This window comes from Streptomyces graminofaciens, assembly GCF_030294945.1.
GTDB lineage: Bacteria > Actinomycetota > Actinomycetes > Streptomycetales > Streptomycetaceae > Streptomyces > Streptomyces graminofaciens.
Window position 1 is genome coordinate 923,042 of sequence record NZ_AP018448.1, and the last position, 26,911, is coordinate 949,952.

Here is a 26,911-nt window from a genome sequence, read left to right on the forward strand (position 1 = left end):
CCGGCGGCAGCGCTGTGGTAGCAGACACGCTGAAACCGTAAATGCGCCGGGGTGGACGTCGCGAGCGAAATATGGGCGGTGCGGAGAGCGCCGACGGAACACCGGAGCCGTGCGCGCGTACGACGTCATCCGCATGCTCTCTCGCGACGGACGCCCCACCCCGCTCGGCGACGCGATCGCGCACGACGGGCGGATCGCCAAGAATCTGAATCTGCCGCCTGTCATCCCGCACGAACCCCCATCTTCTGGAGATCGTCGCGGGCGGCGACAGCCCGCTGCAGGCCAAGGACGTGGCCCGCGAGCTGGGACTGGATGCGGTGCCGGCGAAGGTGGAGCCGGTGCGCGGGAAGCTGCGCAAGCTGGCCGAGCGCGGCTGGATCACCCGCACCCCCGCCGGACGCTACCTGCCCCGTTGGCCTGCGGCCGACTGCCACAACGGCCGATTCGGGCCGCAACGCAAGCGCCCCCGGCGGGTTGTTGGTCCATGCGTGAACAAGAAGACCAGCCCCGCCGAGGGCGACACCGGCCTTGTCCACACTCCGTCCGCCTGCCGCTGTCCAGCGCGACCGTCAACCGCGTGGCCGACCTGATCCGCGCCCACCGCAGACAGATCAGCTCCCGGTGGCGCAAGCTCGACGCCGGGCAGACAGCGCTGATCGTGCTGGCCCACCTGCGCAACGACGAGCGCGTGGCCGACCTGGCCGGCGGGAACGCGGTCTCGGCCTCCACGGTGCGGCGCTGGGTGCTGGAGGTGCTCGGCCTGCTGGCCGCACGTTCCCCCCGCCTGGACCGCGCGCTGGCCAAGGTGGCCAAGGACAGCGGCTGCGTGGTCCTGCTGGACGGGACGCTGATGTGCACCCGGCGGCGCAGTGGGCGGGCGAACCGGAAGAGCTACTCGGGAAAGCACAAGGCGCATGGCCTGCTGTTTCTCGCCCTGACCGATGCGAAAGGGCGGCTTTTGTGGATCTCCTCGGCCCGCCGCGGCGCCTGCAGCGAGATCATGGCGGCCCGCTACGAGAAGCTGTGCGCGCGACTGCGCGAGCTGGAGCTTGCCGCGGTGGCCGACCTGGGGTTCGTCGGTCTGGACGAGGGGACCGAGGAACAGCCGGCGGTCATCACGGGGGTTCAAGGCGAGCGGCGGCAAGCGCCTGTCGTCACCGAAGGAGGTCGTGAACCGGCTGGTCAGCAGCCTGCGGGCGCCGGTCGAGCACGGCTTCGCGAGCCTGAAGACCTTCCGGATCCTGACCAAGGTGCGCATGCATCCGCGGCGCGCGACCGCGCTGATGCGAGCCCTGCTGGTGCTGACGCACCACCAGGTGGCTCGGTAACCGGTGATCTCCCCGCAATGATCACCGTGATGAACTGCGCGAGCACCCCAACGGCTCATCACACCAGAACCGTTGACCTGTACGAATCACGATGAAACTTCCTCATGGTGTCGCGGTGGAACTTCGACCGGAACGAGCCGGGACTGGAGCAGCGCGGGTCAGGAGCGGCAAGGTGCCCTGGTGGTGCTTCGTATGACGAGGTGTGGTGTGACGACGACTTCTCGTTCGTCGTGTTCGGCGGTGGTCAGCCGGCCGTCCCGCTCGTCGCGGTCGGCCTCGGGCTGGTGGGCCCAGCAGCGCGGAACTCGTGTCCGTGCGGCTTCGGACGGCTCAGATCTCCTGGGGCTTGTAGGAGCTGGGTTCGCGCAGGGCGACGCGACCTAGGAGGTCGACGGTTTTGGTGACGCCCTCGACGGGGGCCACAAGAACGTCCTCGTGCTCGATGCTCAGGACGTCGTCGTAGCCGGCTCGGCGCAGGGCGAGGCAGAAAGCGCGCCAGAACGCGTCGTCGTGGCCGTAGCCGAGGGTGACGTAGTTCCAGGAGCGGTCCTTGGCGGCCATGACCGGGAGGGTCTCCAGCCTGCTGGTCAGGGCCTGGCGGGAGGGTTCCAGCCGGGTGTCCTTGGCGTGTACGTGGTAGATCGCCTCGCCCAGGGTCTCGATGGCGGCGAGCGGGTCGGCGCCCATCCACATCAGGTGGCTGGGGTCGAAGTTGGCTCCGACCACGGGCCCGACCTCCTCGCGCAGGCGCAGGAGGGTAGGGACGTTGTAGACCACCTGGTGGGCGTGCATCTCCAGAGCGAGCTTGGGTACGCCCCGGTCACGGGAGTGGGCGACGAGGTCTCGCCAGTACGGGAGTACGACCTCGGTCCATTGCCAGTCGAGGATCTGTGTGGTCTCCGGCGGCCAGGAGACCGTGATCCAGTTGGGGTTGGCGTCGCCCGGCCCGCCCGGCAGCCCGGACATCATCACCACGCGGTCGACGCCGAGGAGCGGGGCGAGAGCGATCGTCCTGCGCGCGACCTGGTCGTGCTCGCGGCCGCTGGGCCCGGGGTGCAGGGGGTTGCCTGAGCAGGTGAGGGCGCTGATCGTGAGCCCTCGGTCGGCGACCTTGGCCAGCAGTTCGCGGCGCGCGCCGTCGCTGTCGAGAAGCCGGTCGATGTCGATGTGCGGGGCGGTGGACCAGGCGCCGGTGGCGAACTCCACGTGGTCCAGGCCGAGTTCGGCGGCCAGGTCCAGGGTCTCGTCGAGCGTGAGGTGCCCGACGCTGTCGGTGTTCAGACCGATCTTCATGATGCGTCCCGTCTGCGGTGTGGTCGGGCGGGGAGGGGTCGTTCCCCGCTGGTTCGGTGTGCCGGCGGTGGGGGTCAGATGTAGAGGGCTGGGCGGTCGGCGAGTTCCACCTCGACGCGGCGGCCCTCGGTCTGGGCGCGGATGCCCGCCTCGCAGACCGCGGCCACGGCGTAGCCGTCCCAGGCGCTGGGGCCGGTGACCTCGCCGCGCCGGGTGGCGTCGATCCATGCCTGGACCTCGCGGTCGTACGCTTCCTCGAACCGCTCGACGAAGCCGGGGGTGACCGTGCCGCCCCAACGTCCGCCGGTGCTGACGAGCATGTCGTGCCGGTCGCCGATGCGGGCGGTGCCGTGCTCGCACACCGCCTCGGCCTGGACTTGGTAGCCGTAGCGGGCGTTGACGTAGATCTCGACGTCGACCAGGGCGCCGCCGTCGGTTTCGAAGACGACGAACTGCGGATCGGCCAGCCCTTCGGGCGCGTTGCCGGAGGGCCGCGGCCGCAGCACCGTGACGGACGTGATCTCCTGGCCGAGCAGCCAGCGGGTGATGTCCATCTCGTGGGTCACGGAGTCGTTGATGAGCATGGCGCTGGTGAAGTCCGGCGGGCAGGACGGGTTGCGGTGCCGGTTGTGCAGCATCAGCGGCCGGCCCAGTTCCCCGCTGTCCAGCAGCGCTTTGAGCTTGATGTACTCGTGGTCGTAACGGCGCATGAAGCCCACCTGCACCCGGCGGTGCCCGAGCCGCTGCTCGGCCTCCAGCACGCGCAGGGCGGAGGCGGCGTCGGGGGTGAGGGGCTTCTCGCACAGGACGGGCAGGTCGTGCTCGAACGCGGTGAGCAGTGCCGCCTCGTGGGCGACGCCCGGGGAGGCCAGCAGCACCGCGTCAATGTCGGGTGAGGCCATCGCTTCGGCGATGTCGCCGTAGGCCGCGCATTCTTCGACGTCGGCGGCGACCGTCTTGGCGCGATCGATGTCGACGTCGACGACGGCGGCCACATGGGCGCCGCTGGTCACCTCGCTGATCCGGCGCACGTGGTCGGCTCCCATGCGGCCGGCGCCGATCACGGCGACTCCGAGGGAGGTGCGGTAGGTCATGTGGTTCCTTGACTTGAGGGTGGGCGATGGCAGTGACGGTCAGCAGAGGGCCGGCCGAACCCACACGGGTCCGGCCGTGACCCGGGTCGTACGCGTCACCGTGTTCCCTTGGCGGCGAACGTGGCGACTTTTGCGACGTTGGACTTGTCGACGAAGGCCGGGCCGGTCAGCACGGGCGCCACGCCACCGCCGCTGTAGTTGCCGTTGTTCTTGTAGAGCCAGAGGGAGTCGACCGCCAGGTAGCCCTGCAGATAAGGCTGCTGGTCGACGGCGAACTCGATGCTGCCGCCCTGGATCGCCTTCACGAGTTCCTTGTTGAGGTCGAAGGTGGCGACCTTGGCCTTGCTGCCGCTGTCGGACACCGCCTGCGTGGCGGTCAGCGCGACCGGGGCGGCGAGGGTGACGACGTAGTCGATGGAGGGGTCCTGCTTGAGCTTGGCGGTGATGGTCGACTTCACGGACGGCATGTCGGCGCCGTTGACGAACAGGTTTTCCGTCGTGCCCGAGAAGCCCTTCTTGACGCCCGCGCAGCGTGCCTCGAGGGCGACCTGGCCCTGTTCCTGAATGACACAGGCAACCTTCTTGGCGCCGAGGGAACTCAGCTTCTTGCCGACCGCCTCGCCCGCGACGGTCTCGTCCTGGCCGAAGTACTCGAGCAGGCCCTGCTTCTTCCAGTCGTCCACACCGGAGTTGAAGCCGATCACGGGTATGCCGGCCTGCACCGCCTTGGCCACGGTGTCCTTCATGGCGTCGGGCTTGGCGAGGGTGACGGCGATGCCGTCGACCTTCTGGTCGATCGCGTTCTGCACCAGGTTGGCCTGGTTGCCCCCGTTCGGGTCGGAGGAGTAGACCAGCTTGATGTTGTCCTTGGCGGCCGCGGCCTGGGCGCCCTTGCGGATGGTGTCCCAGAACGTGTCACCGGGGACGGCGTGGGTGATCATCGCGATGGTCATGCGGGGCGTGGTGGCCTTACCTGCGGAGACGCCACCGGCGCTCTCATCCGACTTCTTGCCGCCCGAGCTGCTGGAGCAGCCGGCGAGTGCCAGGACTGTACTGGCGGCCATGGCCACCAAGACGGTGAATCTGCGGGAGCGGGAGGGAAGCGAGCGGTTCATTTCGGCACCTCAACTGTGCTGACTTGCGGGAAGGGGTGATCCACCGGTGGGACGCAACACATCCCGTTGCGGGTCGGGCGGGGAGCTATCGGGTGGCCTGCTGTGCGACTCGGGATGGGATCAGAGGGTGAACGCGGCGCGGAACCGCTCCATGGCGATGTGACTGTCGCCGGAGGGCCATGCCTCCAAGGCGACCGTGCCGTCGTAGCCGAGGTCGGTGAGGGCGCGGGCGACGGCCGGATAGTTGATCTCTCCGGTGCCGGGTTCGCAGCGGCCGGGCACGTCGGCGACCTGGATCTCTCCGATCAGGCCGGCGCCGTGCGCGCGGCGGATCAGTTCGATGAGGTTTCCCTCGCCGATCTGGGCGTGGTACAGGTCCAGATTCATCCGCACACCGGGCCGATCAACTGCAGCGACCAGGGAGAAGGCGTCGGCGGCCGTGGCGAACGGGACACCCGGGTGGTCGACGGAGGTGTTGAGGTTCTCCAGAGTGAAGGTGACGCCCGCGCTTTCGCCCAGTTCGGCCAGGCGGGTGAGCGTGCGGTGGGCGGTGATCCACATCTCGCCGGTGGCCTCGCCGGTCACCGGCACCACGGGCAGGCCCTCGCCGTCCAGGCCGGTGCCGTGCAGGTTGAGCCGGGGGCAGCCGAGATGCTGGCGGCCTTGATCGATTCCTCGGCTGTGCGCAGGAGTTCGGCTGCGCCGTCCGGGTCGGTCAGGGTGCCGCGGATGTAGCCGGTCATCGAGGAGAACTCGGCGGGGGTCTGGGCCAGTGCGTTCAGGTCGTGCCGGGTCCAGTCCCAGATCTCCGCCTGGAAGCCGGCCTCGTGGATGCGCCGGGCCCGTTCCTCGATCGGCAGGTCGCGGTAGACCATCTCGGCACAGACCGCCAACGTGTACATCGCAACTCCAGACTTATAACGTTCTAAGAGAACAGGAGCAGTACGCCAGGCGCCGGGCAGCCTGTCAAGGGTTTGTGCGGACATTTGATTTATAACGTTGTAACAACGTTGACCAGTGTGTGTCCTGCTTGGCTCGGTCTACGATCACCTCGGAGAAGACCCTCGATCAGGAAGGCCGACGGTGCCATCGCGCTCTGCCGTCCCGGACGGAAAGCGGCCGACGCTCAGCGACCTAGCGGCGCGGGCAGGTGTCTCCGTGCCGCTTGCTTCCATGGTCATGCGCGGCGCCAAGGGGCCCAGCGCGGCAAGTCGCGAGCGGGTGCTGCGGGCCGCGCAGGAAATCGGCTACCGGCCGGACAGCAGGGCCCGCCTCCTGCGCAGCAGCCGCTCGCACCTGGTGGGAGTGCAGTTCGACCTGCGACAGCCCTTCCACGCCGACATGGTTGAGGCGCTCTACGCCGCGGCGGGGGCGGCCGGCTATCAGATCGCGCTCAGCGTCGTCGCCGCGAGCCGCAGCGAACAGGAGGCGGTGGAGACGCTGCTCGCCGACCGCTGCGAGGCGTTGATCCTGCTCAGCCCCCATGCCCCGGCGGCCCGGTTGGCGGAACTCGCGGCACAGCTGCCCGTCGTCTCCGTGGCCCGCCGGCTGCGTCCGCTCGCCGAGAGCGTCGACGTCGTCCGCGCGGCCGACGACGAGGGCGCCCGCCAGGCGGTCGACCACCTCGTGGCACTGGGCCACCGCGACATCGTCCACATCGACGGGGGCAGGGCGCCGGGCGCGGCCGACCGGCGCCGCGGCTACAAGTCGGCCATGAAGCACCACGGCCTTACCAACCACGTCCGCCTCGTGCCGGGCGGGCTGACCGAGGACCACGGCGCCGCAGCCGCCCGGACACTCCTCACCGACTCCTCCCGCCCCACCGCCGTCCTCGCCTTCAACGATCACTGCGCCATCGGCGTCCTCGACACCTTCCTGCGCGCACAGATCCCGGTGCCCGACGAGATCTCGGTCGTCGGCTTCGACGACAGCCACCTCGCCCGCCTCGCCCACGTCCAACTCACCACGGTCGGACAAGAAGCCCGCCAGCTGGCGCGCCGGGCCGTGAGCCGGGTCGTCGCCCGGCTGGAGGGCGGGGCAACGGACGACGAACGAGAAGTCGTCGTCACACCACACCTCGTCATACGAAGCACCACGAGGGCACCTTGCCGCTCCTGACCCGCGCTGCTCCAGTCCCGGCTCGTTCTGGTCGAAGTTCCACCACGACACCATGGTGCGCTGGATGCGGTACGGCGTGGTGGTGGAGGAACTCGCGGTCGAGGTCATGGCGCAACCGCCACACGACCAGGCCCGGCAGGAGGTGGCGGCGCTCGTAGAGGTCGCGCGGATGGATCCGCGCGCCGGGCCCGATGTCCGCGGGCCCCGGCTCCGTGCAGGAGATCCGGGAGGCGTTCGGACGGCAGTGCCGGATCCAGTACGTACCGCACCCCGGAGCGGTCGAAATCCGGGGCATCGGGTGGGCGGGCTGATCAACTCGGCACGTGAGGACCGGGGACTCGGTCAGCGGTGGCGGAGTTCCCCGGACCAGTTCCGAAGCTGCTCTTCCAGGACAAGGTTGTCGCCGCGGGCCACGGTCTGGAGTTGGGCGCACGCACACGGTCGCTTCGGCGAGGAGGCCGGCCAGGCTGCCCAGGACGGGGAAGGCGTCGCGGACGTGGGCGGCGGTGTCCGGTTGCAGCAGTGAGTACGTGTAGAGCGTGGCGGCGCCGAACCCCTCTGGAGCTCGCCCCCAGCCCTCCCCGCCCAGAAGCCGCAGGGGTGAGGTGACGCTATCCCAGTGCAGGTCGGAGTGCGCCGCCTGAGTGAAGCGGAGTCCGGCGATCATGTCATCGAGCCGGGCGTGAACACGCGTTCCCGCCTGGCTCGACGACCGCTTTGTTGTAGTTATGATTCATTTTGTGCCTACTTTGAGGCGACAGCGGCGCCGTCGTCCGCACGGTGGCCGATGGGACGGTGGCCGATGGGACGCTGTCCGGCTGTCACCGGTGATCCTCACCATCCTCATCAGCGCGCTGGCGTTCGCGACACCGAGGGACATCGCCATCAGCCGCCTCCTGCCTGCAGCGCCGGCTCTGGCCGCCTCGATGTGGCCCGTGCTCCCCACGATCCTCCTGGGCGCGTTCTGCGCGCTGGTCATGCTCGGCCTGAGTCTCGTCTACACCGACCTGGGGACTCCCTACACGGCGGGTGCGATCGCCGCCGTCACCCTGGCGGCCGCCTACGCGAGCCACGTCCGGCTCCGGCGGGAGGAGGCCCTCCTGCAGATCCGACTCGTGGCCGACACGGCCCAGCAGGTCCTGTTGCGACCGTTGCCGAGCCGCCTTGGGGGCATCGAGATCGAGTCGCTGTACGTCGCGGCCCAGGCCCAGGCGCGGATCGGCGGCGATTTCTACGAGGCGGCCGAGACGCCTCACGGCGTCCGGCTGCTCCTGGGAGACGTACGAGGCAAGGGCCTCTCCGCGGTGGGGGCGGCCTCGGCGCTGATCAGCTGCTTCCGAGAGGCCGCGTACGACGAACCCGACCTGACGGGCGTCATCCAGCGCCTGGAGATCAGCATCGGCCGCCACAGCGCCGCCTATCCCTCGCAGGACCTCCCGGAGCGATTCGCCACCGCTCTGCTCGCCGAGATCCCCCGCGGCGGCGGCCACGTCAGGCTTCTCAACTGCGGACACCCCCCGCCGCTGCTCGTGTGCCAAGGGGAGATGCGCGTCCTGGAGCCCAGCGAACCCTCGCCGCCTCTCAACCTCGCGGCCCTCGTCGAAGACCACTACCACACCGACACCGTGCGCTTCGCCCCGGGCGACCAGCTCCTGCTCTACACCGACGGCGTGACGGAGACCCGGGACCACACGGGCGAGTTCTTCCCGCTGCAGGAGTGGATGCGACACCAGAAGCCGATGTCACCCCACAGACTGCTCGACCGACTTCACCAGGACCTGCTCCGCTTCAGCGGCGGAAGGCTGGACGACGACATCGCGGCCCTCGCCGTGCGGTACCCGAAGTCCCGCCCCCTTGAGGCGAGCAGCGGGCCCTGACCTCACCCGACCCGCAGGACCCTCGCCGTCAGTGAGAACCCCGTCGGTAATCAGCCGATTCGGCATGGAACGAGCCGCGCAGCGCGTCTCGTCGGCACTACTCGCGCCAAGAACGGCTTTGATCAGCGCCCGCTGTCCCCTCAACCCGGTTACCGGTTGGTCTGCCTCAAAGTTCAGCGCCCTGGTCGTTTCTGGGTCCTTCGTCGCCAACGCCCTTCGCGTACGGATGTGATGGGGCGCGACGGTGCCAACCAGAAGCGGACACCCACGCCGAACAGGACGTTGGCCGATCTCCTTGTGGACAGATTCCGCTGGGAAGCAAGCTGCTCTGCCCGATCGCCGACAGAGCTGTGGAGAGACGTGACGAAGTTGGCACTCGAAACGTTCAGGCCCACATTCCTCGCCAGGCACACGTACTGGCGAGGCGGTCGGTACAACGGGAAGTCCTGTTGATCTATGGGAGGGCCGGGGGACCGTGAAGAAGGCAACGGACAACCTCCGCCGCAAGCTGCCCGAACGGTGATTTGTGTTCCGGCATACCCGTGGGGCCGTGACGAAACCAGGCCTCACGTTCGGCTGCCTCCTGCGCGTCTTCGGCGCGGCGGGCGAGGGCGCCATCCCGGCGGGCGTTGCCGATCGCGTCCCAGAGGTTCTGGCGGTCCTCGCGGCCGAAGCGCCGGAACGCGGGCCCGGCCGGGCCGTGCTCGCGCAGCCGCTCCAGCGTCGTCGCCACGATCGGCATCTTCCCGCCGTAGGAGTGGAAGCCACCCCAGCTGTTCCAGTCGCCCTGCGAGTGGAGAAGCACCTCGGCAAGCCAACCGACGCAGGAATCACAGGCCCCGGGGGACGCCCCGTCCACTGTCGAAGAGGACGACGCTCGAGGGGGGCTTTACGATCACTGGGCAGGAGTTCCACAGCTCCACCCCGGCCGTGATCAGTTCCAGTACCGCGCGTTGCTCCGCGGGGGTCCATGCGGCGCACTCGCCTCCGAACAGCTTCTCGTAGGCGCTGTTATGCACCGCGCTCTGCTGGGGCAGCCGGTGGACCTCGCCGAGTCCTCGGGCCAGATCCTCGACGAAATTCCACGCCTCCAACACCGCCCCTGAGGGGACACGCCGACGCACCGGGTCCTCCAGCCAATGCTGGACACGGGTGAGCTCCAGAGTGTTGGCCTCAGCAGTGGCCAGCCTCCACCCGCGTCGGCTCACATACACCCTCGCCTGCCGAACAGTCCTGAACGCCGGTACCTGACAGCGATCAGCTCCTGGCAACGCCAGCACCTGATCAAGTTCGTCGCCCTCGCCACCGATCCACAGCACTACCGCGCTGCGCCCGAGTCCACGCACCCGATACGCATGGAGACTCCCACGCCTACCGCGACGTCCGGCCGCGAACACATCTGCCATCTCGATCTCCGCCACTCCCCCACACTGGCACGCCCACCGAGAACCGTCGCGGAAATTTGGCGAGAGTTGCGAACACCGGCGCCCGCCCGGCTTGAGGGCGGCGGCCGCCGTCGGCAGCAGCTCGCGCGGGCCGGCGAAGTCGAAGGCGCCGAAGACGCTGTACAGCACGTCGCGACATCTGGCGGCCGGTCGATCCGCAGGCGACCTTCGCGAAGGTGGGGTTCCCCCCGTCGCCGAGCAAGGTCGCTGCCATGTGGGGCGGCACCCCGGTGACGGTGCGACTGGACGACCTGGACAAGATCTGCGCCGCGTTGGCGTGCACGGTGGCCGATCTGATGGAGGCCGAGCCGGTGGCCACTGCTGCGGGCCAGGGCCTGTCGTCAAACTTGCACGCTCCCCCCACTCTCGAATCCGCTCGAGCGAGAGGTACCCCCACGCCGCCGTGCGGCCCGCCCTCCGGGCGAACGACGGGAATTTGACGACAGGACCTAGCTCGCGAAGGGCACCTGGGTCGCGGGTGCGGTGGGCCTGGCGAAGGGGTGGTGCCAGAGGCCCTGGGCGGCCAGGCGCGGCAGGACGCCCTCGCCGAACCAGTACGCCTCCTCCAGGTGCGGATAGCCGGAGAGTACGAATTCGTCGATGCCGAGGGAGTGGTACTCCTTGATCCGCTCGGCGACTTCGTCGTGGCTGCCGACCAGGGCGGTGCCCGCGCCGCCGCGGACCAGGCCGATACCCGCCCACAGGTTGGGGTGGATCTCCAGGGCGTCGCGGCTGCCGCCGTGAAGTTCGAGCATGCGCTGCTGGCCCTCGGACTCGCTGCGCGCGAGGCCGGCCTGGACGGCTCGTACGGTCTCCGGGTCGAAGCCGTCGAGCAGCCGGTTCGCCTCGGCCCACGCCTGTGCCGACGTGTCGCGCGTGATGACGTGCAGACGGATGCCGAAGCGGAGCGTGCGGCCCTCCTTCGCCGCGAGCGACCTGAGCCAGGCGATCTTCTCGGCGACCTTGGCGGGCGGCTCGCCCCAGGTGAGGTAGACGTCGACATGCCGGGCGGCCACCTCACCGGCGATGGGCGAGGAACCGCCGAAGTACACCTCGGGCACCGGGTCGGGCACCCGGGCCAGCTTCGCGTCCTCGACCTGGACGTGTTCGCCCTTCAGGTCGACGGTCTTGCCCTCCCACAACTCTCGTACGACGTGCAGGAATTCGCCCGTACGGCGATACCGGGCGTCCTTGTCGAGAAAGTCCCCGTAGGCGCGCTGCTCGTGGCTCTCGCCGCCGGTGACGACGTTGAGGAGAAGCCGTCCGCCGGTCTGCCGCTGGAACGTGGAGGCCATCTGGGCGGCGAGCGTGGGCGAGACGAAGCCGGGGCGGAAGGCGACCAGGAACTTCAGCCGTTCGGTGTTCTGGCTGACCATCGCGGTGGTCAGCCAGGCGTCCTCGCACCAGGCGCCGGTGGGGGTGAGCGCGCCGACGAAGCCGAGGTCCTCGGCGGCGCGGGCGATCTGGCTCAGATAGGCGACCGTCGGAGGCCGGTCACGGCCGGACGCGGTGGCCGGGGTGCCGTGGCCGCCGCCGACGACATGGCGGCTGTCGCCGTTGGTGGGCAGGAACCAGTGGAAGGTGAGGGGCATGGAGGTCTCCGATCCGAGGTGTCGCTAGAGGAGCCCATGACGGGGCGGGCGGGTGCCGTTGAGCACGTACCGGCCGATGTGCTGGATCTTCCAGCGGGCCGGGTCGTGCAGTGTGTGGGTGCGTGCGTCGCGCCAATGCCGGTGCAGATTGAGGGAGCCCAGTGCCGAGCGGGTGCCCGACACCTCGAACAGGGCGCTCGCCACGTCGAGGGCGGCCTGTGCGGCCTGCACCTTGGCGGCGGCCACGGCGATGGACGCCTCGGCGGCCGTGTCGTCGGTGAGGTCGGCCCGGGCCGTGTCGACGGCACGGGCGGCCTCACGCAACAGCGCACCCGATGCCCTCGCCTGGATGGCGAGTTCACCGAAGCGCTGGATGAGGAGGGGGTCCTCGGCCGCCGTCTCGACCCCTGCCTCGAACCAGGGCCGGCTCTTGGTGCGCACGAACCCTACGGCCTCGACGAGCGCCCCTTCGGCGATCCCGACGTCGATCGCCGCATGGATCAACTGCGCTACGGACCCGTGAAGTTGGGGCCCCTGGAAGGTGAGGTGGTGCGGGACGACCCGGTCGGCGGGGACGTGGACCTCCGCCAGCCTGACCGTGCCGCTGGCCGTCGTACGCTGCCCCATCCCGTCCCAGTCGTCGACGACCGTGAGCCCGGGCGCGTCCCACGGGACATACGCGACGTGCGGGTTGTCGTTGTCGTCCTCGGCGCGGGCCAGCACCGGGATCCAGTCGGCGAACAGGGCGCCCGTGGAGTAGTGCTTGACGCCGGTCAGGCTGTACGAGCCGTCGGGCCGGCGTTCGAGCCGAGTGCGGATGTCCTGGATGTGTTTGGTACCCGCCTCGGACTGCGCGTTGCCGAAACGGCGCCCGGCGAGGACCTCACCGAAAAAGAATTCCCGCTGTTTCCGGGTTCCCTGACGACGAATCACATTCACGTAGACGAAGTGGTTCTGCGGGATCTGGGCGAGGCTGGCGTCGGCGGAGGCGAGCAGCCGGAAGATCTCGGCCAGGGTCTCCTGCCGTACGTCCGCTCCCCCGTACTCGGCGGGCACGGTGACGGCGAGCAGCCCGGAGGCCGAGAGCCGGTCCAGCTCGGCGTGGGGCAGTCGGCGTTCGGCGTCCCGCCGCGAGGCCCCGGCGCGGAACTCCTCGGCGAGCGCGGCGGCGACGGTCAGGGCCTCGACGTCGTCGGCGATGACCTTCGCACCCGGAAGTCGGTGTGTCGGGGCCTGGGAAGCGTCGTCGATGGGGGCGTCGGTCATGGTGTCAGCTCACGGCGGCGAGCAACGGCGCGTGGCCGAGGGCGGCGAGGAACTGCTCGACGACCTGGCCGAGCGCCTCGGCGGTGGGCGGGGCGACGGTGACCTTGCCGTCGTCCCCGACGGTGATGTCCTTGTCGAGGGTGAACCAGCCGGGAACGATGTGCCGGGCGCCCATGGAGCTGAGCACCGGGCGCAGGGCGTAGTCGAGGGCGAGGACATGGGCGGTGCTGCCGCCGGTGGCCAGCGGCAGCACGGCCTTGCCGGTGAGGGCGTACTGCGGGAGCAGGTCGAGCAGGGCCTTGAGGACGCCGGAGTAGGCCGCCTTGTAGACGGGGGTGCCGATGACGACGCCGTCGGCGCGTGCGAAGAGTTCGGTGGCCTCGACGATGGCCGGGTGCTTGAAGTCCGCGCCGAGCAGGGCCTCGGCGGGGATCGTGCGGACGTCGAGCGGGACGACCTCGTGGCCCTGGGCGGCCAGTCGGGTGTCCAGGTGGCGCAGGAGCTTGGCGGTGCGGGAGGACACGGAGGGACTGCCGGAGACGGACAGGACGGTGGCCATGTGTTCTCTTTCGGGAAGGAGGGGCGCCTCCGCTCGGGAGGCGCCCCGGGGTGGTCAGGAGTACCAGGTGGGTTCGGGTAGTTCGCCTTCGAGGACCCAGCGGCCGACCTCGCGGCGCTTGTAGGCGACGGGGTCGTGGAGGGTGTGGGTGCGGACGTTGCGCCAGAACCGGTCGAGGCCCTCGGCGGTGGCGGTGGAGCGGGCGCCGGTCACCTCGAAGATCCGGCTGGAGATCTCCAGGGCGACTTCGGTGGCGCGGGCCTTCGCCGCGGCCACCCGCACCTCGAAGTCGCCGCGGGCCTGCTCGGTGACCGCGTCGGGGTGGTCGTGCAGCTTCTGGCCCTCGGCGGCGACGGCGTCGGTGAGGGCCTCGACCGCCCACAGTTTCGCGGTCAGATCGCCGTAGATGTCGATGACGTACGGCTCGTCGACCGCCCGCTCGTGACCGCCGTGGAGCCACGACCGGGTCTTGGTGCGGGTGTAGGTCGCCGCCGTCTCCAGGGCGCCGCCCGCGATGCCCAGATAGAAGCTGACGAAGACCAGTTGGATGGTGGGGACGTTGAGCGTGTTGTACGTGCGCGGCTGGAACACCTTGTCGACGTAGCCGGCCGCCGAGGACCACGGGGTGCGGACCCGGTCGATGGTGACGCCGCCGCTCTCGGTGAGCCGCTGGCCGATGTTGTCCCAGTCGTCGTGGAAGGTGAGGCCATCGGCGTCGGACGGCACGATCGCGAAGACGTGCTGGTCGGTGCCCTCCAGGACGCCTTCGAGGACGGTGACGTCGGAGACCTTGCTGCCGGTGGAGAAGGACTTGCGGCCGGTGAAAAGCAGGTCGTCGCCGTCCTCGGTGACCACGACGTCCTTGTCGCGGGGGTTGACGGCCCCGCCGAAGAACCAGCGGTTGCGGGCGGCCTCGGCCTCGATGTGCTCCCACTGCTCGCGGGTGCCGACGAGGCGGGCAGCCCGGTTCCACAGGTAGTGGTAGCCGAGGAGCTGTCCGATCGAGCCGTCGGCCTTGGCGATTTCACGGACGACGCGGTAGGCGGTCGGCCAGTCGTGGCCTCCGCCGCCGTGCTCCGTGGGGCCGAGCAGGGTGACGAGGCCGGCGTCCTTCAGCAGCTGGACCTCGGTGTACGGGGTTCGGCCCGCGCGGTCACGCTCGGCGGCGTCGGCGGCGAGGACGGCCGCGACCTCGGCAGCGCGGGCGATCCACTCCTCGGCGGTCTCGGGGGCGGGCCGGGTCTGCCAGTCGGTGGAAGTGGCTGTGCTCATGCGTAATGACCTCTTTCGCGGTGCGGGGCGGAAGGAGTGCGGACGGTGGTCAGGCATGAGCCGGGACGGAGGCGGCGGACGTCGCCTGGAAAGCGGCCCCGGGATCGGTCTCGTCGTCGGGCAGTCGGGCCTCCAGCTCCCGTACGAGGGGCAGCACCCGGCGGCCGAAGTACTCGACCTCCTCGTGGTAGTGGAGGAAGCCGAGCAGGAAGAGGTCGACGCCCAGCCTCTTGTAGGCGACGATCCGTTCGGCGATCTGCTCCGGGGTGCCGATCAGGCCGGTCCTGAAGCCGTCGTTGTACTGCACGAGATCCTCGAAGGAGGAGTCCTGCCACATGCCCTTGCCGTCGGCGGTGGACTGCCCGGCCTGCTTGACGGCGGCGCCGAAGCCCTCGACGGCCTCGTGGTCGGCCTGGGCGACGATCTCACGGAGGGTGTCGCGGGCCTCGGCCTCGGTGTCGCGGGCGATGAGGAATCCGTTGAGGCCGAACTTCGGCGCCGTACGGCCGACTTGGGCGGCGGAGGCGCGTACGTCCGCGATCTGCTCGACGACTCCGTCGAAGTCCTTGCCGTTGGAGAAGTACCAGTCGGAGACCCGCCCGGCCATGGCACGGGCGGCGGTGGAGTTGCCGCCCTGGAAGATCTCCGGGTGGGGGCGCTCGGGGGTGTTGAGGGGCTTGGGCTTGAGGGAGAAGTCGCGCAGCCGGTAGAAGTCGCCGGCGAGTTCGGTGTGGTCCTCGGTCCAGATCTGGCGCAGGGCGCGGATGAACTCCTCGGAGCGGCGGTAGCGTTCGTCGTGTTCGAGCCAGGGTTCGCCGAGGGCGGTGAACTCGCCCTTGAACCAGCCGGAGACGACGTTCACGGCGAACCGGCCGTCCGACAGGTGGTCGGCTGTCGCGCCGAACTTGGCGAGTACGCCGGGGTGCCACAGGCCGGGGTGGATGGCGGCGATGACCTTCAGGCGCTCGGTGGCCAGCAGCAGGGCGAGGCTGAAACTGGTGGACTCGTGCTGGTACTCGGCGCCGTAGCTCGCCATGTAGCGGACCTGGCTGAGGGCGTAGTCGAAGCCGTTGTTCTCGGCGAGGACGGCGAGTTCACGGTTGTAGTCGTAGCCCCAGTCGGTGCGCTGCTCGATCCTGCTGGTGACGAGGCCCCCGCTGACATTGGGGACCCAGTAGGCGAATTTCACGGGTTCTGCGGGCATGGCGGACTCCTGTCGCGGAGAGGGTTTTACGGCACGCCGAATTCCATGCCCGGCAAATGAGCGAACGGGAATTCGGGCGGTGCGGGGAAACACGACGCACGGCTGCCCGAAGGAGCAGGTGCGGCGGGGAAGAAGTGCGGAAGGGCGGCGGATCCGGGGAATCAGGCCGCGGCGCGACAGGAGGCGCTGGAGACGCGCGCGAGGTCGACGTGGCGTCGCCGCGTGAGGTCCAGTCGCATCTTCATGCCCTCGATCGTGACAGTCGCCGTGCGCCACGGTCAAGGACAACCCGACCGGTCTCGTATCGCGGACCATTGAATTTCACGAAGGCGTGACAGGGAAACCCTTGAACCGCGCGTCGGGAACGCCGCATTGTGCGTGCGTGCGAATAGAGCAGCTGGAATACATTGCGGCGGTCACCCGCCTCGGTTCGCTGCGCCGGGCCGCCGAGGAACTCCGTCTGTCGCAGCCCGCGTTGAGCGAGACCGTACGGAATCTGGAGCGGGAGCTGGGTGTCGATCTGCTGGAGCGCAAGCGGTCCGGGGCACGGATGAGCGCGGAGGGCCGGGAGCTGCTGCCGCACATCATCAACGTGCTGGACGCCGTCGACCGCCTGCGTGGCGCGGCGGGCGAGCACCATAGGATCAGCCGCATGGTGAGGGTCGGCACGGTGAACGCGGCGACCGTGCCGTTGCTCATCCCGGCGGTCCGGGAGTTCCGGGCGGCCCATCCGACGACGCAGGTCGAGGTGGTCGGCGCCCAGCAGTCCGAGATCCACCGGGCCCTGCTGGAGGGCGGGTTCGACCTCGGTCTGGTGAACCATCTGGACGGCGACGATCTGCCCGCCGACTTCGAGAGTACCGAACTGCTGCGGGGGCGCCCGGTGTTGTGTCTTCGCCCGGACAGTCCGCTGGCCCGGCTGTCCGCCGTCACGGTCGACGACGTTCTCGACGGGCCGGAGCCGGTGATCGCGATGCGCTCCGGCTACGTCATGCACCGGTACGCCCACCGGCTGCTGCGGGGCCGCTCCCCCGACTTCTCCTTCTCCACCGACGGGGCGGAAATGGGCAAGCTGATGGTCGCGGAGGGACTGGGCGCCACGCTCCTGCCCGACTTCAGTGTGATCGGCGATCCGCTGGAGCGGCGGGGCGCGATCACGTATCGCCCGATCTCCGACGACTCCACCGAGGTCCTGCTGATGCTCCAGCGCAGGAAGGCGGAGTCCGTGCCACGGGCCGCGCGGGACCTGCACGAGACGTTCGTCCGCAGGGCGCGGGCGCTGAGCCAGTGCTCCTAGCGGCTCCAGGGTGTCATCGGGTCCGCCGGGCCGGCGCACAGCCGCTGAGGCCGCTGAGGCGCTGCACCAGCTGGTCCGTGTTCACGACGGCCTCAATCCCGCACCGTCCGTCGCGGTGATCCCGGACTCGGCGTCGCCTGGGCGGACTCCGCCTACGGCGGGACCCTCGTCGACTGCTCCCACTCCTTCCTCGGTATCACTCTCAAGACGGTGCTCCGCCCCAAGGCCCAGGACGGCTTCGCCGTCCTGGCCAAGCCGTGGCGAGTCGAGCGGGCGATCCCGTGGATCACGAGAGCCAGGAGAAACGTGCGTGACCACGAGAGGCTTGACTCCCACAGCGAGGCCCACGCCACCTGGACAAGCCCAAGCCCGTACGCATCCGGGTGCAGCCACAGACGATCCGCCTGGCCCCCACCGCCTTGTCCTGGACGGGCAAGTCCGATGTCCGGGGTTCCCCTATCTCCAGGAGACTCCTGGGCTGTTTCGAAACGACCTGCGTCAGCCGTCCCCAGCCGGCCTCAACCGCCTGCCACGGGCCTGGAGCCGATGGCTGCGCAGGCCGCCTTATTCGTGGGGTAGCCGTCCGCCGGGTAGATCACCGGCCCGCCGAGTTCCCCATGGTCGTCGGTGGCCGAGGACTCGCCGCTGTCGGAGGACTCGCCGCTGTCGGGCTGCGGGTTGGGGAAATAGCAGGCCGCGAACCGGGTCGGCTTGGGAGTCTGTGGCACTGTGCCCTGTGCGGGCTGGTTCCACATCCGGTCCCAGGACGCCGCGCAGGAACGCGCCGCGTCCTGCGGATCGAAATCCTTCATGGCCTTGAGCGGCAGCTGGCTCAGGTCCGCCTCGGGCGACAGCGTGCGAGCGCACATGACATTGCGCCCGTCCTCGCCCCATGGCCCGAATGTGGCTACGGCAGCCGTGGTGGCGCCCCCGAGGAGGACGGCCGTGACCGCACCCACCATGAACAGGTGCCGGCGTCTCCCGGAACCGGCCGTGCCACGCGGCTGCTCGGTTCGTCGCAGGATCTCCCGCAGGACGGCCTGGCCGTCTTCGGACGCCGCCCAGCCTTCGGTGCCGTCGCCGGTGGGGCGCAGGGCGCGGACGGCGGCGAGGTCGGGCGCCTGGCTGTGCTTGGTGACGGTCTGCTTCATGCTGACTCCCGTTGGGTGAAGTGGGGCTGGGCAAGAGCGCCATGGACCGGCTGTGCATGGCCTGCACGGGGCAGCGCCGCCCTGAACCGTTTGCGCGCCCGGTGCAGGCGCACAGCGAAGGCAGTGGCCGTGCAGCCCGCGACCACGGCCGCCTGCTTGGCCGTCAGGCCGTACCAGGCACTCAGCACGAGTACCTCCCGGTCCTGTTCGGAAAGCGCCGACAGCGCGGCGGCCACCTCGGCACGTGTCCCTATCGCGTCCCCGATCTCCGCGGTCCCCGTCCGGTCGGCCATCACCGCCAAGCGCTCGGTCAGTGCGCGGTGCCGCTGGTCGGACCGCACGCGGTTGGCGAGCAGCCGCCGGGCCGAGGCGAGCAGCCACGGCAGGGCATCGTCGGGTACGGACCCGGACTTGCGCCAGGCCAGCACGAAGGTCTCCGACAGGATGTCCTGTGTTGTGTCCCGGTCCGTACGGTGCAGCAGATACGCCAGGACCCGATCAGCATGAGCCGTATAGAGTGCCTCCAGGGCCCGGTGTCCGGCCGGGTCACCGTTCTCCCCGGCGGTTGTTCGTCGTCGTCTCACAGCACCTCCATGTTCGGTCCATCAACGGCCGTCAACGGCCGTCAACCGGGAGATGTACAGCCGGGCCGGATCTCTTACAGCATCTGGCGGATTCGGGATCGGGCCGTCTCGGCAGGCGTGACACGGAGCACGAGCCTGCCGTGAGTACACACCCCGCGCGAGTCGCCCGTGCGCGATCGCCACCTGCTCCAGAGGGAAGGGCTCACCACGCTCGCCGACCACCTCACCGCCCACGGCCCGGCCCTTGAGATGCTCGCCGGGCCCCTGCCCCATGTTGTGACCCGCGGCCGACCGGTACCAGTCACAGAACGTCACAGATCAGCGGTTCTGACACAGCTTCCGAGGCCGCTGAGACCGCTGCATCCGAACCGGTCCCGTCCGCGGAAGTGACTGGTGAGGGACCCGGTACGGAGGAAGGGCCCATGGGCACGCGAGGGCTGCGCGCCCATGCCTCCGGCCGGGGCGTCTCCCCCCTGCCGTCGTGCCCGGCGGCACGGCCTGCGGCGGCGCACGCGCGGCAGCCGTCCGTCACCCCTCTCCGGAGTGCTTCATGAACGTCTCGGTCATCCTGTTCACCGCCGATCTGCGCCTGCACGACCATCCGCCGCTGCGGGCCGCCCTCGACGGCTCCCGCCAGGTCGTCCCGCTGTTCGTACGTGACCCTGCCGTGGACCGCGCCGGCTTCGCCGCCCCCAACCGGCTCGCCTTTCTCGCCGACTGTCTGCGGGACCTGGACACCGGCTTGCGCGAGCGCGGCGGGCGGCTCGTGGTGCGCTCGGGCGACGTCGTCGAGCAGGTGCTCAAGGTGGTGGCCGAGGCGGACGCCGACGAGGTGCACCTGGCGGCCGACGTCAGCGCCCACGCACGTCACCGGGAGACACGGCTGCGGCGGGTACTGGAGGAGCAGGGCGTACGACTGCACGTCCACGACACCGTGACCACGGCCGTTCCGCCGGGCGCGCTGTCCCCCGCCGCGTCGGACCACTTCGCCGTCTTCACCCCGTACTTCCGGCAGTGGTCTCGGGAGCCCATCCGCGACACCCTGGCGGCACCCCGCGCCGTGCCGGTCCCGGACGGAGTCGGCTCAGAGCCGCTCCCTTCCCGTACGGCCGTCACGGGGCTGTCGGACGGTCTCGCGCCGGGCGGCGAGCAGGCGGGCCGCAGTCGTCTGACCGCGTGGCTGCGCGACGGAATCACGGCGTACGAGGACCGCCACGACGACCTGGCGGGCGACGCGACCTCCCGCCTCTCGCCCCATCTGCACTTCGGCACCCTCTCGCCCGTCGAACTCGTCAACCGGGCCCGCCGGGCGGGCGGCGGCGCGGGCGCGGAGGCATTCGTACGGCAGCTCGCGTGGCGGGACTTCCACCGGCAGGTGCTGGCGGCCCGCCCGGAGGCGGCATCCGTCGACTACCGCACCAGGAACGACCGTTGGCGGTCGGTGCCGGACGAGGTCGAGGCGTGGCGGGAGGGCCGCACCGGCTACCCGGTGGTCGACGCGGCGATGCGCCAGCTCCGCCACGAGGGCTGGATGCACAACCGTGGCCGACTGCTGACCGCGAGCTTCCTCACCAAGACGCTGTACGTGGACTGGCGGGTCGGCGCCCGGCATTTCCTGGACCTGCTCGTCGACGGCGATGTGGCCAACAACCAGCTCAACTGGCAGTGGATGGCCGGCACCGGCACGGACAGCCGCCCCAACCGCGTTCTCAACCCGGTCACCCAGGCGAAGCGGTACGACCCCGACGGGACATACGTACGCCGCTGGGTGCCGGAGTTGGCGCACGTCGAGGGGCCCGGCGTGCATGAACCATGGAAGCTGCGGGGCCTGGACCGCGCCGCGACGGACTATCCGGAGCCGATCGTCGAGTTGAGCGAGGGACGGGCTCGGTTCCTGCGTGGGCGTGGGATGGCGGTGTAGGGCCGGGGGCCGGGGCCGCATCAGCGCCAGGGTTCGGGGCCGCGGAACTCCCCCTCGCACCGCAGGTCGGCGCACCCCTCAGGACCACCCGCGCAAGGTCACCCGGATGCCGCGGGCACCTGCCGTGTCCGGGCCACGCTTCCGTGCATGCCGGACAGGATCTCCACCGCCTCGCTCAGCACGGACGGCCGCACCATCCCGGGCGCGGGGTGCCCGTGCCAGCCCGGGCCGCCCAGGACGACGACCGGCTGTCGGCGCGCGCCCCTCACTCCCCACCGTGTGGCGGCGACATGGCGGGCCAGGGGCAGGCTCGCGGAGGAACGGGCCTGGGACCAGAGGACGACGGCGGAGGGGCCGATCCGGTCGACCGCCGCGATGAGCGCCTCGGCGGGGACCGCCGCGCCGAACATCCTTGTGGGCAGACGGAGTTCACCCAGTGCGGCGTTGAGCGCCTCCAGTGGGAGGGTGTGCTGTTCGCCGGGGACGCAGGCCAGGACGACCGGGCCGGGGGCGGTGGCGTCGCGCCGGGATTCGGGTGGTCGGGTGTGGCGGCGCAGGGCGGTGGAGATGTGCCAGGACAGCAGGTGTTCGACCTCGACGTAGCGGTCCCCGGACGACTCCCACTTACGGCCCACCGCGTGCAGCGTCGGCACCATCACCTCCTGCCAGGCGACCATGAGTCCGTACTTCTCCACCGCCCCGGCCAACTGCTCCTCGACGGACGGAACGTCGAGCCGTCCGGCGGCACGGGCGAGGCCGCGGCACTCCTTGCGGACGTCGCCCGGGGGCGGCGGGCCGACGGGGGCCGGTGAACGCCGGGGGCGGTCCGCCTCAGGCCCTGCCCCCGCACCGGCTCCCTCCTTCGCTGCGCGGGCCGCCTCCGCGGGCGGGACCCCGGCGGACGTCAGCCGGCACATGGTCTCCAGCACCGTCGCGTCCTGCGGGGTCCAACGCCGGTGCCTCCCCTCGGGGCGCACCGCGGGCCCGATGCCGTACCGGCGGTCCCAGGACCGCAGCGTCGTGGGCGACACGCCCAGCCGCCGTGCCAGGGCACCGGTGGTGAGCCCCGGTTCGACGGGGTTTTCGTCCGTGAATGCACCCATGAGTTCCGACTATACGATGCAGAAGCGATGCGTGTTGAGGCGCTCACGCGTCGCCTCGCACGATGAGGGTGTCCGCACCGCCCATCGTGAGGAGCAGACGCCATGACCCCGCGTCCGAGCACGTGCCGAAGTGCCGAGCCCGCCGACGACGAACTGGCGCGGGGCCTGGCCGCGGGTGACGAGGCGAGCTTGGCCGTCGCCTATCGCCGCTGGTCGGCGCTGGTGCACACGCTCGCCTGGCGCAGTCTCGGCGACGCCGGCGAGGCGGAGGACGTCACCCAGCAGGTGTTCCTCGGCGTATGGCGCGGGCGGCACGGCTACCGGCCCGAGCGGGGTGCGATCGGCGCCTGGATCGTCGGCATCGCCAGGCACCGGATCGCCGACGCCCTCTCCGCCCGGACCCGCCGGGCTGACCTGGTCGCCTCGGCGGGTACCGCCCTCCCCCTCACCGGCCCCGGCCGCGACGACCCCGAGGCCGCCCTGGACCGCGTACTGCTCCGCACCGAACTCGCCCGGCTCCCGGCACCCCAACAGCGGGTGCTGCGCCTGACCTTCTACGAGGACCTCACCCAGACCCAGATCGCGGAACGCACAGGCCTGCCCCTGGGCACGGTCAAGAGCCACACCCGGCGGGGCCTGGGACGACTGCGCGGCCGCCTCGGCGAGGAAGGCCGCACGTGACCGCGCGCACCGACGAAGACACACCGGATTGGGAGTCGGCGCTCTTCGGGGGGCTCCCCTCAGCAAGGTCGACACACGGGACCACAGCCGCCCCGCCCCCTCTCTCACCTCTACACATAAAGGCAAAATAAGCGCAGAATGAACGTACGCGGCGCTTACCGCATACCCCACCAGACGCGGTCAGGCCTGCCGAGTTCAAAGGAGTCGAGTCATGGCCAACGTCTCACACAGGAGTGACATCACCAGTCACCCTGATGTAACCGAAATGCGGGACCGGTACGCCCGCATGCTCGGTGGTCGCGATGTGGCGCTCGTGGACGGACCGGTGTTCCTGCTCGGTCTGTACTGCGCCGTATCCCCGTGGATACTCCATTACACGACCAGCCAGCCCTCGCTGGTGCCCCACAACCTGATCGTGGGCATCTCGATCGGCCTGCTGGCCCTCGGCTTCACCGCGGCACCCGAGAGGATGTACGGCCTGAGCTGGGCCATGTGCGCAGTGGGAATCTGGATGATCGTCTCGCCGTGGATCGTCGGGGACAGCCCCGACACCGGCGTCATCGTCAACAACATCATCATCGGCGCCCTGGCGCTGATCCTGGGGCTGATGTGCGCCGGCGCCTCCGCGAGGGGCACGTCACGCACGACACGCACACCTCCGGTCTGACCGAAACGCCCGCGAGGGGTATGACGGCCGACCCGCCCCGGCGGGTCGGCCGTCTCCGCAACGGGCGACGTTTGCCTTGGTGTCGAATTATCCGTTTCACGTGAAACGCGCCCCATGGCCGTAACACCTAAATTCGTTCGCGAAGCGCCCTCGCGCCGCTCACACTGACGCCGTGACTCGGACTTTCAGCGCGTGGGTGACGACAGGTGCGGACTTCGTCGGTGTCGCGGGCCCCTTCTCCGTCGATGTCCCATGGTGGGCCGAAGTCGAACCGGTGGTCGGTCGGTTGCAGCACGCGCTCGGCGTGCCGGTGCTGGTGCTGCGGCTGCTGACGGTCGACGGTGGGCAGGGTGCCCGGGACGGGCATGTGACGTATCACGTCGAGGCGTTGGGGCCGCCCAGGCCGAGTGTGTGCAGACATGAGTCCGCGGATCAAGGGCTGTTGACGGGGGACGACCCGCTCCGTTCGCCCTGGGCCCGGTCCGACGGGCTGCGGGAGCTCCTCGACTGGGCTTCCCGGACCCTGCTGGCTTTGGGGCGGCCGGTGACCGGGTCCGTCGAACAGCGGCGGACATGGAACCTGGCGGGGCTGTTCCGTCTGCCCACGGAGAGCGGTCCCGTCTGGCTCAAGGCGACGCCGCACTTCGCCGCCGACGAGGCCGCGGTCATCGCCGCGTTCGCCGAGGTGGACCCGGGGCTCGTACCGGTCGTTCTCGGCAGTGGCGAGGGGAGGATGCTGCTGGAGCACATCCCCGGAGAGGACTGCTGGGATGCCGACGCCGCCACGGTCGAGGCGGGTGTGCGCCGGTTCGTCGCCGCGCAGGCCGCACTGGCCGGTCGAGGCCCGCACGGCCTCCGGGACAGGCGGGACCGGGTCCTCGCCGGGCTGGTGCGCGAACTGCTCGACAACACCACCGACTTGTACATCAGCGCACAGGAGCGTGCCGCGGCACGAGAGTTGACATACCGCTGGGACCGGCTCGCCGAGTGCGGGCTGCCCGACACGGTCGTACACGCCGACTTCCACCCCGGCAACTGGCGCGGCGACGGCGGACCACCGGTCGTCGTGGACTTCGCCGACGCCCACTGGGGCAACCCGGTCCTGGACTGCCTGCGCCTGTACGACTTCCTTCCCGAGCCGGTGCGCGCGACCGCCGTCCGCGCCTGGGTGGACGCCTGGAAGGCGCACGTCCCGGCGAGCGATCCCGCCCGCGCGCTCGCGTCGGCCGAGCCGCTGGCGCATCTGGCGTACGCCGTGCGGTACCAGGAGTTCCTCGACGGCATCGAGGCGTCGGAGCGGCCGTATCACGAAGGGGACCCGGTCGCGGTGATCCGCGCGGCGCTGCGCCGCGCCGGGAGCCCGGGCATCGATCTGCTGGAGGTGGCCGGTTAGATGGACCGCGCGGAGGTACTGCTCATCGGCGGCCGGGCCGGGGTCGGCAAGTCGACGGTGGGCTGGGAGATCTCGGACCGGCTGCGGGTCGCGGAGCTCGCGCACGCGATCATCGAGGGCGACTTCATGGGGCAGGTGCATCCGGCGCCGGAGGGCGATCCGCACCGGGCGGCGATCACCGAGCGCAACCTGACGGCCGTATGGGGCAATTACGCGGCCCTCGGCTACCGACGGCTCGTCTACACCAACACGCTGAGTGTGCTGACCGAGACCGCCGGTACGTTCCGACGGGCGATGGGCGCGGACGTACGGATCGTGCGGGTGCTGCTCACGGCCACCGACGAGACCACCGAGCGGCGGCTCAGAGGGCGGGAGATCGGCTCCGAGCTGGCACGGGAGCTGGCGAGCAGTGCCCGCAAGGCGCGCCTGCTCGACGCGCGGGCACCCGCCGACACCGTACGCGTGGCGACCGACGGGCGCTCGGTGGTCGACATCGCGGCCGAGGTACTGGCCGTCACCGGCTGGACGACGAGGGGCGGGTGACGAATCCACCCCCGGGCCACTCCGTGCGCAGCACCTGTCTCCCCTTGTCCTCTCCCGTCCCACCCGACCGGCGTTCCGAAGGCGCCCTGAAGCGGGACGGACTGCACCCGCGTTCAGCGGGCACACGCATGGATACGGGGGACCCGAGGAGAAGGGGCGGAGATGGAGATCGACGGAATCATCAGTGCCATCGTCATCGGCATTGTCATCGGCGTACTGGGGCGGCTCGTCGTGCCGGGGCGTCAGCGCATCGGCATCCTGCTGACGATCCTCGTCGGCATCGTGGCCGCGTTCATCGGCTCCGGGATCGCCGTGGCGTTCGGTGTCGCCGACACGGACGGGGTCGACTGGATCGAGTGGGTCATCCAGATCGGGCTGGCGGCTCTGGGCGTCGCGGCACTGGACCGCACAAGGGCGCGGCGCTGAGCCCTCACGGGCCCTACCGAGCCCAATTCGTTGCGGGTCGGTGAATCCGGCGGCTAGCGTCTGTCGGCCATGCCACCGACCAGCCCCGGAGTCGCCTTGCCCCCGCGCATCACAGCCCTCACCGACCCCGACCCCGCGCCGTCGAGCCGTCGCCTGGCCTGGCTGGCGTCCGGACCGGCCGGTGTGCCGCTCGGCTCCGCGTTCCTGCGGCTGTTCACCAAGGAGGGGCAGACGCATCTGGCGGAGCTGGACCTCGCCGTGCACCCGGCGGAGCGACGGCAGGGTGTCGGGACCGCGTTGCTCGGCACGGCGGTCGACGCGGCCCGCGCCGAAGCGCGTCGGGCGGTCGTCGCGCAGGCCGAACGGGGCACCCCCGGCGACGCGTTCCTCGCCGCACGCGGTTTCCGGGAGGTGCTGGAGCTGGTGTACGCCCGGCTCGGACCGGCCGACATCGACCTCGACGGCATCACTCGCATCGCCGAACATCCGCGCCCCGGCTACCACTTGACGGAGTGGACCGGCGTCGTGCCCGGGGAACTGGCGGAGACCTTCGCCGCGTCCCGGCGCGCGATGGACGACATGCCCATGGGCGACACCGACTACGGGACGGTGGTCTGGGACGTCGAGCGGGTCATGGCGGCTGCCGAGACGATCGCGAAGCGGGGCGACACGCTGTACACCGTCGCCGCGGTGGACTCGTCGGACGGCACGATCGTCGGCTTCTCCGAGCTGGTGTTCCGGGCCCGGGGCGACGGACAGCACTACGGTACGGCCGTCCTGCCCGAGCACCGGGGCCACGGGCTGGGCCTCTGGATGAAGGCGCGGGCCATCCGCCACGCCCACCGCCTCGACCCCGGTCGCGCCCTGCTCACCGACACCGCGTCGACCAACGCGCCCATGCTCCGCGTCAACGACACACTCGGCTACCGGCCCACGCACAGGGCGGTCGAGTACCAGCTGGACCTGTAGTCGAGCCGGGCGG

28 protein-coding genes are annotated in these 26,911 nt (G+C 70.3%); 12 read left to right on the forward strand and 16 right to left on the reverse strand.

All coding sequences use genetic code 11. The features are described 5' to 3' along the window. The first annotated feature begins 577 nt into the window (after positions 1-577). Positions 578-1,423 carry a transposase family protein gene (locus SGFS_RS51745; RefSeq protein WP_434028181.1) on the forward strand — a complete coding sequence of 282 codons (846 nt, stop codon included), beginning with the start codon at positions 578-580 and terminating at the stop codon, positions 1,421-1,423. A 235-nt stretch (positions 1,424-1,658) separates the two neighbouring features. Here the strand turns inward: SGFS_RS51745 and SGFS_RS03975 are convergent, their stop codons facing one another. From SGFS_RS03975 to SGFS_RS03995, 5 genes are all read right to left on the reverse strand, one after another. After that, positions 1,659-2,621 carry a sugar phosphate isomerase/epimerase family protein gene (locus SGFS_RS03975; RefSeq protein ID WP_286247647.1) on the reverse strand — a complete coding sequence of 321 codons (963 nt, stop codon included), beginning with the start codon at positions 2,619-2,621 and terminating at the stop codon, positions 1,659-1,661. A gap of 74 nt (positions 2,622-2,695) precedes the next feature. Further along, on the reverse strand, positions 2,696-3,715 hold the full coding sequence (locus SGFS_RS03980) for a Gfo/Idh/MocA family protein (RefSeq protein ID WP_286247649.1): 1,020 nt from the start codon (positions 3,713-3,715) through the stop codon (positions 2,696-2,698). A gap of 95 nt (positions 3,716-3,810) precedes the next feature. Next, positions 3,811-4,830, reverse strand: a complete 1,020-nt coding sequence (locus tag SGFS_RS03985; RefSeq protein ID WP_286247650.1) for a sugar ABC transporter substrate-binding protein — start codon at positions 4,828-4,830, stop codon at positions 3,811-3,813. A gap of 120 nt (positions 4,831-4,950) precedes the next feature. Beyond that, positions 4,951-5,502: a TIM barrel protein gene (locus SGFS_RS03990; RefSeq protein WP_350284075.1), complete on the reverse strand. Its 552-nt coding sequence runs from the start codon at positions 5,500-5,502 to the stop codon at positions 4,951-4,953. Then, a complete protein-coding gene (locus SGFS_RS03995) occupies positions 5,412-5,732 on the reverse strand; it encodes a hypothetical protein (protein WP_286247651.1) in 321 nt (106 codons plus the stop codon). Before SGFS_RS03995 ends, SGFS_RS03990 begins: the two co-directional genes overlap by 91 nt. A 181-nt stretch (positions 5,733-5,913) precedes the next feature. Here SGFS_RS03995 and SGFS_RS04000 point away from each other — a divergent pair, with 181 nt between their 5' ends. Both SGFS_RS04000 and SGFS_RS04005 read left to right on the forward strand, forming a co-directional pair. Then, positions 5,914-6,948, forward strand: a complete 1,035-nt coding sequence (locus tag SGFS_RS04000; protein ID WP_286247653.1) for a LacI family DNA-binding transcriptional regulator — start codon at positions 5,914-5,916, stop codon at positions 6,946-6,948. Positions 6,949-7,775: 827 nt separating this feature from the next. Continuing rightward, positions 7,776-8,825 carry a PP2C family protein-serine/threonine phosphatase gene (locus SGFS_RS04005; RefSeq protein ID WP_286247656.1) on the forward strand — a complete coding sequence of 350 codons (1,050 nt, stop codon included), beginning with the start codon at positions 7,776-7,778 and terminating at the stop codon, positions 8,823-8,825. A gap of 454 nt (positions 8,826-9,279) precedes the next feature. Here the strand turns inward: SGFS_RS04005 and SGFS_RS04010 are convergent, their stop codons facing one another. Beyond that, positions 9,280-9,630: a hypothetical protein gene (locus SGFS_RS04010; RefSeq protein ID WP_286247658.1), complete on the reverse strand. Its 351-nt coding sequence runs from the start codon at positions 9,628-9,630 to the stop codon at positions 9,280-9,282. Positions 9,631-9,655: 25 nt separating this feature from the next. Next, positions 9,656-10,246: a hypothetical protein gene (locus SGFS_RS04015; RefSeq protein WP_286260451.1), complete on the reverse strand. Its 591-nt coding sequence runs from the start codon at positions 10,244-10,246 to the stop codon at positions 9,656-9,658. 161 nt (positions 10,247-10,407) lie between these two features. Between SGFS_RS04015 and SGFS_RS51750 the strand changes: the two genes are divergently transcribed. Beyond that, entirely contained in the window at positions 10,408-10,710 is a 303-nt protein-coding gene (locus tag SGFS_RS51750) for a helix-turn-helix domain-containing protein (protein ID WP_434028182.1), read from the forward strand. A 9-nt stretch (positions 10,711-10,719) separates the two neighbouring features. Here SGFS_RS51750 and SGFS_RS04030 read toward each other — a convergent pair whose 3' ends face one another. From SGFS_RS04030 to SGFS_RS51275, 6 genes are all read right to left on the reverse strand, one after another. Next, a complete protein-coding gene (locus SGFS_RS04030) occupies positions 10,720-11,862 on the reverse strand; it encodes an LLM class flavin-dependent oxidoreductase (protein ID WP_286247659.1) in 1,143 nt (380 codons plus the stop codon). A gap of 24 nt (positions 11,863-11,886) precedes the next feature. Further along, the gene (locus SGFS_RS04035; protein ID WP_286247660.1) at positions 11,887-13,128 is read right to left on the reverse strand and encodes an SfnB family sulfur acquisition oxidoreductase; all 1,242 of its coding nucleotides are present in this window, start codon (positions 13,126-13,128) and stop codon (positions 11,887-11,889) included. A gap of 4 nt (positions 13,129-13,132) precedes the next feature. After that, positions 13,133-13,687 (reverse strand): NADPH-dependent FMN reductase, encoded by a 555-nt coding sequence (gene ssuE, locus SGFS_RS04040; protein ID WP_286247662.1) that lies wholly within the window; start codon positions 13,685-13,687, stop codon positions 13,133-13,135. 54 nt (positions 13,688-13,741) lie between these two features. Continuing rightward, positions 13,742-14,959 carry an acyl-CoA dehydrogenase family protein gene (locus tag SGFS_RS04045; protein ID WP_286247664.1) on the reverse strand — a complete coding sequence of 406 codons (1,218 nt, stop codon included), beginning with the start codon at positions 14,957-14,959 and terminating at the stop codon, positions 13,742-13,744. A 49-nt stretch (positions 14,960-15,008) separates the two neighbouring features. Beyond that, a complete protein-coding gene (gene sfnG / locus SGFS_RS04050; protein WP_286247665.1) occupies positions 15,009-16,163 on the reverse strand; it encodes a dimethylsulfone monooxygenase SfnG in 1,155 nt (384 codons plus the stop codon). A 161-nt stretch (positions 16,164-16,324) separates the two neighbouring features. Then, the gene (locus SGFS_RS51275) at positions 16,325-16,408 is read right to left on the reverse strand and encodes a putative leader peptide (RefSeq protein WP_350284076.1); all 84 of its coding nucleotides are present in this window, start codon (positions 16,406-16,408) and stop codon (positions 16,325-16,327) included. Between the two features lie 137 nt (positions 16,409-16,545). Here SGFS_RS51275 and SGFS_RS04055 point away from each other — a divergent pair, with 137 nt between their 5' ends. Next, positions 16,546-17,460 (forward strand): LysR family transcriptional regulator, encoded by a 915-nt coding sequence (locus SGFS_RS04055; protein WP_286247667.1) that lies wholly within the window; start codon positions 16,546-16,548, stop codon positions 17,458-17,460. A 518-nt stretch (positions 17,461-17,978) separates the two neighbouring features. Here SGFS_RS04055 and SGFS_RS04060 read toward each other — a convergent pair. Both SGFS_RS04060 and SGFS_RS04065 read right to left on the reverse strand, forming a co-directional pair. Then, the gene (locus SGFS_RS04060) at positions 17,979-18,611 is read right to left on the reverse strand and encodes a hypothetical protein (RefSeq protein ID WP_286247668.1); all 633 of its coding nucleotides are present in this window, start codon (positions 18,609-18,611) and stop codon (positions 17,979-17,981) included. Continuing rightward, on the reverse strand, positions 18,608-19,195 hold the full coding sequence (locus SGFS_RS04065; RefSeq protein ID WP_286247672.1) for an RNA polymerase sigma factor: 588 nt from the start codon (positions 19,193-19,195) through the stop codon (positions 18,608-18,610). The genes SGFS_RS04060 and SGFS_RS04065 overlap by 4 nt, the downstream gene beginning before the upstream one ends. Before the next feature lie 550 nt (positions 19,196-19,745). Between SGFS_RS04065 and SGFS_RS04070 the strand changes: the two genes are divergently transcribed. Next, positions 19,746-21,116 (forward strand): cryptochrome/photolyase family protein, encoded by a 1,371-nt coding sequence (locus SGFS_RS04070; protein WP_286247674.1) that lies wholly within the window; start codon positions 19,746-19,748, stop codon positions 21,114-21,116. Between the two features lie 98 nt (positions 21,117-21,214). On the opposite strand, the gene SGFS_RS04075 is transcribed toward SGFS_RS04070, so the two are convergent. Beyond that, positions 21,215-22,219: a MerR family transcriptional regulator gene (locus SGFS_RS04075; RefSeq protein WP_286247678.1), complete on the reverse strand. Its 1,005-nt coding sequence runs from the start codon at positions 22,217-22,219 to the stop codon at positions 21,215-21,217. A 102-nt stretch (positions 22,220-22,321) separates the two neighbouring features. On the opposite strand from SGFS_RS04075, the gene SGFS_RS04080 reads away from it, so the two are divergent. The 6 genes from SGFS_RS04080 to SGFS_RS04105 all read left to right on the forward strand — a co-directional run bounded on the left by SGFS_RS04080 (position 22,322) and on the right by SGFS_RS04105 (position 26,898). Then, positions 22,322-22,900 carry a sigma-70 family RNA polymerase sigma factor gene (locus SGFS_RS04080; RefSeq protein WP_286247680.1) on the forward strand — a complete coding sequence of 193 codons (579 nt, stop codon included), beginning with the start codon at positions 22,322-22,324 and terminating at the stop codon, positions 22,898-22,900. Positions 22,901-23,111: 211 nt separating this feature from the next. Continuing rightward, a complete protein-coding gene (locus SGFS_RS04085; protein ID WP_286247682.1) occupies positions 23,112-23,567 on the forward strand; it encodes an SPW repeat protein in 456 nt (151 codons plus the stop codon). Between the two features lie 172 nt (positions 23,568-23,739). After that, positions 23,740-24,960 carry an aminoglycoside phosphotransferase family protein gene (locus SGFS_RS04090; protein ID WP_286247685.1) on the forward strand — a complete coding sequence of 407 codons (1,221 nt, stop codon included), beginning with the start codon at positions 23,740-23,742 and terminating at the stop codon, positions 24,958-24,960. Beyond that, positions 24,961-25,503 (forward strand): nucleoside/nucleotide kinase family protein, encoded by a 543-nt coding sequence (locus SGFS_RS04095; protein WP_286247687.1) that lies wholly within the window; start codon positions 24,961-24,963, stop codon positions 25,501-25,503. Between the two features lie 162 nt (positions 25,504-25,665). Further along, positions 25,666-25,929 (forward strand): GlsB/YeaQ/YmgE family stress response membrane protein, encoded by a 264-nt coding sequence (locus SGFS_RS04100; protein WP_286247689.1) that lies wholly within the window; start codon positions 25,666-25,668, stop codon positions 25,927-25,929. Between the two features lie 69 nt (positions 25,930-25,998). Further along, entirely contained in the window at positions 25,999-26,898 is a 900-nt protein-coding gene (locus SGFS_RS04105) for a GNAT family N-acetyltransferase (protein WP_434026173.1), read from the forward strand. Positions 26,899-26,911 lie beyond the last annotated feature (13 nt).